Genomic DNA, 4666 nt, shown 5'->3' with positions numbered 1-4666 from the left:
CATCGGGCTCTCCTGTCTGGACAGCCCAACATCGCCTCATGCTCCGAAAATCCCTCACAAGTGGTGGGCTGGAGGAACCTGGGTTCTCGACGGCCTAGCGCGTCTCTGGCCCTAACTGAAAGGAATGCAGTGCAGGCCGTCGTTAGTCGTGAATGCGCCACTCCCGAATAAGCTTTTTCCAGCTCCCTAGCTCCGGGGCCCGGGAGAAAATGAGGTCAGCGACTTTGCTGAAGTAGTAATGATCTCGAAGCTGCGGCTTTTGCCCTTTGCGCGGCCCATTCTCGATGACGAAGTCGGTGTCCTGATAGGCCGGTTGGCGCAGCGGATTCTTCCCCGGACCGCCTGAGCAGTCATCGAGTTCTGAGAGGATGGCATCGCGCTCTGCCTCTAAGCCGAGATAGTGGATCTTCCGGATCTTGATCTCGGCGTCGCGGGCTTGAAGAGCCGCTTCCAGCTCTCTCACCTTGCGCATCAGCTCCTCTTCGCGGGCCGCCCATCTTTCGATCGCTTCGTCCTTCTCCTCCAGTGCCCGGTTCTTCTCCCGCAGGGACTGGTTCTTGTAGCCGTCGAAGAACCCTTCGATCATCGCCTCGTGCCTCCCTCGAACGCCGCTTTTGGCATCATGGCCATCTGTCGCCCCACCGCAAGCCGCGCGCGGGCCGACGCCGGCACCAGCGGTGGAGACCACCAAGCCCGAACCACGCCGATCCGCCAACAGCGCGCGCGATATAGTTTGCGAAAAATGTTAGCCGTAGCTAGAACTGAGGCAAGCGGGGACAAGCCCGCACAGGCACAAGGGACACTCATGCGTATCATCGCTTTGCTCGCCCTGCCCGCGCTCATGGCCCTTTCGGCCTGTGGCGGTGGCGCAGACGCTTACTACGCTGACGGCACGCCGGTCGATTTCGGCCCCTGGAAGGCGGACCCGATTCCGGCCCTCACCCAGACCGCAGATGGCCCGATGGGCTACGGGGACTTCCAGCTCGTGCTGAACTCCGTGCGCACCGAACACGGCCTCCGCGAGCTTGAGGAAAATGCGAAACTCAACAAGGCCTCGACCGACTATGCCAGGCTGATGGGCCAAACGGCACCGCTCAGCCACACCGGCCCCGACGGCTCCACGCCCGGCGACCGCGCCCGCGCGGCGGGCTACGACTACAGCTTCATCGCCGAGAACCTCGCGCGCGGCTTTCCGTCGGACGAGAGCGTGATCGAGGCCTGGCTGAACTCGAAGACCGGCCACCGCGAGAACACGCTGCACGAACGGGCCGAGGATTTCGGCCTGGGCCGGGTCGGCGACAACTGGGTGCTGATGCTCGGAGCCGAGAAGTGATCTTGCCGAATACTCCTGAGGCGCGCCGCGGCGTGGCGCGCGTCCTTTCATGAGCGCCCTGCTCCGCTGGTTCGCGGCCCAGCCCGAACGCCCCACCCCGACCATCGACATCGATCACGACCTGATCACGGTCCGCCCCCATGGCGGCCGCGACATCAGGCCGATGGACCTCCCTTACGCCGCACAGCTGCTGCTGCGCTTCGATGTCGAAGCGGCAGAGCTCAGGCGCGACATTGCCCTTCTCCAACAGCGAGACCACCGATGACTGACCAGAAGAACGCGTCTCCTCTGCGCACCCTGATTTGCCGCCTGTTGGGCGGCACCTGCTGCGGTGCATCCGGCGAGGAGCTTGCCGCTCTGCGCGCGGAGAACGACGCCTTGCGCGCCGAACTTCAGGATACCTCTTTGCATGGACCGGCCCCGGCACCTGCGGTTCCCACGGCCATGGATTGCGAAACTGAGATCGATACTCTTTTCTGCGAGTTCGTTCGGGAATGCTCCGTGCCCCCGCACAGGGGGCGCTTCGACGATCCGAACCCCATCGAGGTCCTATCTCGCTCTCTCGGTCTCCTGGCTGATGCGCATGGACGTCTTGGCGTCCTGCAGTATGACAGGGAGTTGGAGTGGGAGGACCCTGAAGCGGGCAAGCGCTACCTCGGACTGATCTCGGGGAAGGCCAAAGAGATCAGCGAGGCTGCCGACCACATGGCACTCGTCCTCGATCCCGAGAAATACCGCGCAATGATCAGGGGTATCTTCGCAGAACAAGATGCCCCGACATCGGCGCCCGAGCCGGACCACGGCGACAGCTGGGAATACATGCAGACCATCGCGCAGGGCGTCTCGGCTGAGCGCGAAGCCTTCGAGGCTCTCGCTGGCGAGCAGGATCCAAGCCCGTCCGACGATGACGAATGGGCGTCGCTGGCTGAGGATGAAGATCCGATCACCGACGCGGAGATCGCCGATACCCTCGGCGCGCTGTTCGACGCCGCCGCCGAGATCCGCGCCGAGCGGCTTGCCAGCGAAGCCGAGGCTTCCGCTGCCGCCGAGCAGGCCCCCGAGGCTTCCGTCGAAACGGTGGCCGAGGCCGTCGAAGCTGCGCCCGAAGCCGTCGAGCAGGGCGAGCCCCAACCCGATGTGAGCGATGGCTGGTCCGAGCGCACCGTCTACGGCGTCACCGTCTCCGGAGCGATCCAGGACAAGGCTTGGGCAGACTGGCTGGCGATTGGCGATCTGCGCAAGAGCGAACTCGCCCGCCTGCTGCGCGACGACAGCTATGAGAACCGCATCGCGACCGAAACGGCCAACCGCATGCTTCAGCACAGCCGGGCGAAGGCCAAGGTGCGCCTTCGCGCCAATGCAAGCACCTACCACCTCGTAGGCGCGAACGACTACCAGCTCCGCCACAAGGCGGGCTGAGGGCAAGGGCTCGCGCTGTTCCGGCCCAGCCACCTCCCCGGCCCGCCGTGGAATGAGGAGAGACATATGTCCGAACCGGCCCTCGAGACCGACGACGACACCCCCCGCAATCGCGCCGAGGCCGCTCTCATGGCGGCCTCGGCACAGGACGTTGGTCTCGGCATCGCATTCGAGCGCAGAGGGCACGTTTTCCCCCGTGAGGCCTCAGACGCCCGCATCGCACTCTTTGGCCATCTACGTCGGCTGTGCCGCGAGGCGCGCGAGACGCAGGAGCTGCTGATCGGTCTCGAGGCGTTGGCGAACTGGGCCACGATGATCATCGAGGACGAGCGCGACGCCATTGCCGAAGCCATGTCTGACATGGAGGTGAAAGCTGGTCGTTCCCTACAGTCCGAGTTCCGGGAGGAACATCAGCGCGCCATGGATGAAATCGAATTGCGTAACCAGTTCCTGGCAACCGCGGAACAGCTACTGTCATCCATCAGGTCTTGAGGCAATCAAGCTCCGTCGAAACGAAAAGCGCCGCCCCGAGGGGCGGCGTTTCCAGTTCAGGCGCCTGAGCGTTTACATGCTCGGCTCGGTGTCGGCGTCCTTCTCGGCCGTCTTCTCGGCCGGCGCGGCGGCGGGGATCACCTCGCCCGGGCCAGTAGCGCGGAAGCCGTCCACCCAGGAGGTCACGCCCTCCTTCTCGCGCTTGATCGAGTATTCGCGGGCGGGCATCGAGACGCGGTCGCCCTCGTTCAGGTCGGCGAGCGACTCGGCATCGGCGCCGAAGGCTTGCACGATGCTGCCGATCTTGTAGTCCTTGCCGTTCGCGGTGACCTCGTTCAGCACGAACATGTTGACGAAGGGCTGCTTGCCTTCGGCATTGCGGCGGATGTGGCTCACCACGCCGTTCAACATGGTCGGGCCCTCGGATTTCACCGAGATGTGCTGGGTGCCCTTCTGGGCCGAGCCCAGCAGCACGCCGCGCAGGATGATCTCCTCGCCGGAGGCGGCGGCCTTCTCGATCACCGCGGCCTGCTTCTCGTTGTAACCCTTCACGACGCGCTCATCGCCGCCCTCGGACTTGATGGTCGCGGAAACCACGCCCTTCTCGGTCTTGGTCAGGGTCTTCGGGTCGATCTTACCCTGCGCAGAGGTCCAGATGTCCTTGCGCTTGGCGTCCTTCTTCTCGTCGGTCTTGTCAGCCATGGGGGCTCTCCTCGGATGCGCACATGGCGCTGTTGAACTCTCGAGGAAGGTAGCGAAGGCTTGCGAAAAACAGAAACCCATTCTGCGGGCGGGTTGTGCGCCGCGCTCCCATGTTGACCTGGGATGCGCGGCGCTGACCCGCTGGTCTGCCCTACGAGGTCAACCTAGCCCGTCGCGTCAGTCCTTTTGAAGCGCGGCACCGCCCTGCGCATGCAGGAACATGTGGATAACCGAGGCCCCTTTCCCCTTCTTGCAAGCCATGGCGGCATCCGTCGAGCGATCTTCGGAGGAGATATGGGATCGAAGGCCAGAAGCAGGTCGATGTAGCGCGGCGCCTACAAGCGCGACAGCAAGCCCATGGGCGGCGGCGCGAGCCGCACCTGCCCGCCGAGGCCCACCGATCGCGAACGGCCGCATTTCGGGCTGGGCACACGAACAAAGACGCGTTCTTCTCGAAGCTCACTCCAACCCCGCTGGCCTTCCATCGGAGCCGTTTCCCGGCCGTGAAGCTGTCTCGGCTCCTGAACGCGCGCCAGCTGCGCACCGCCTGTTAGTTCGTGAGAAACTTGATTGACAACTACTGCCGCTTCCGCCCTTTCGGTTTTCGCAAAGCCGGGCAATCATCCTCGGGACATACCGAAGGACCGCCCTCATGCCCGACCTCCGCCAGACCATCGCCGCCCGGCTCGCGCCGGAAATGGACGCCCTTCTGGCGGCCCC

The 4666-nt window shown here is 64.5% G+C and carries 6 protein-coding genes; 4 read left to right on the top strand and 2 right to left on the bottom strand.

Going from position 1 to position 4666, the window contains the following annotated elements; genetic code table 11:
• Positions 1-142: 142 nt before the first annotated feature.
• Positions 143-586, bottom strand: a complete 444-nt coding sequence (locus tag ACFDS3_RS19125) for a hypothetical protein (RefSeq protein ID WP_375263936.1) — start codon at positions 584-586, stop codon at positions 143-145.
• A gap of 219 nt (positions 587-805) precedes the next feature.
• Here ACFDS3_RS19125 and ACFDS3_RS19120 point away from each other — a divergent pair, with 219 nt between their 5' ends.
• The 4 genes from ACFDS3_RS19120 (at position 806) to ACFDS3_RS19105 (ending at position 3244) form a co-directional block, all read left to right on the top strand.
• Positions 806-1333, top strand: coding sequence for a CAP domain-containing protein (locus ACFDS3_RS19120; protein ID WP_375263935.1), 528 nt, complete (start codon positions 806-808; stop codon positions 1331-1333).
• A gap of 49 nt (positions 1334-1382) precedes the next feature.
• The gene (locus tag ACFDS3_RS19115) at positions 1383-1598 is read left to right on the top strand and encodes a hypothetical protein (RefSeq protein ID WP_375263934.1); all 216 of its coding nucleotides are present in this window, start codon (positions 1383-1385) and stop codon (positions 1596-1598) included.
• Positions 1595-2752, top strand: a complete 1158-nt coding sequence (locus ACFDS3_RS19110; protein ID WP_375263933.1) for a hypothetical protein — start codon at positions 1595-1597, stop codon at positions 2750-2752. Before ACFDS3_RS19115 ends, ACFDS3_RS19110 begins: the two co-directional genes overlap by 4 nt.
• Before the next feature lie 66 nt (positions 2753-2818).
• Positions 2819-3244 (top strand): hypothetical protein, encoded by a 426-nt coding sequence (locus tag ACFDS3_RS19105; RefSeq protein WP_375263932.1) that lies wholly within the window; start codon positions 2819-2821, stop codon positions 3242-3244.
• Between the two features lie 72 nt (positions 3245-3316).
• Here ACFDS3_RS19105 and ACFDS3_RS19100 read toward each other — a convergent pair whose 3' ends face one another.
• Positions 3317-3946 (bottom strand): hypothetical protein, encoded by a 630-nt coding sequence (locus tag ACFDS3_RS19100; protein ID WP_375263931.1) that lies wholly within the window; start codon positions 3944-3946, stop codon positions 3317-3319.
• Between the last annotated feature and the right edge of the window lie 720 nt (positions 3947-4666).

Source organism: Palleronia sp. (assembly GCF_042089775.1).
GTDB lineage: Bacteria > Pseudomonadota > Alphaproteobacteria > Rhodobacterales > Rhodobacteraceae > Palleronia.
Note: the sequence above shows the minus strand (reverse complement) of the source record. Positions and strands in the feature narration are given on the sequence as shown.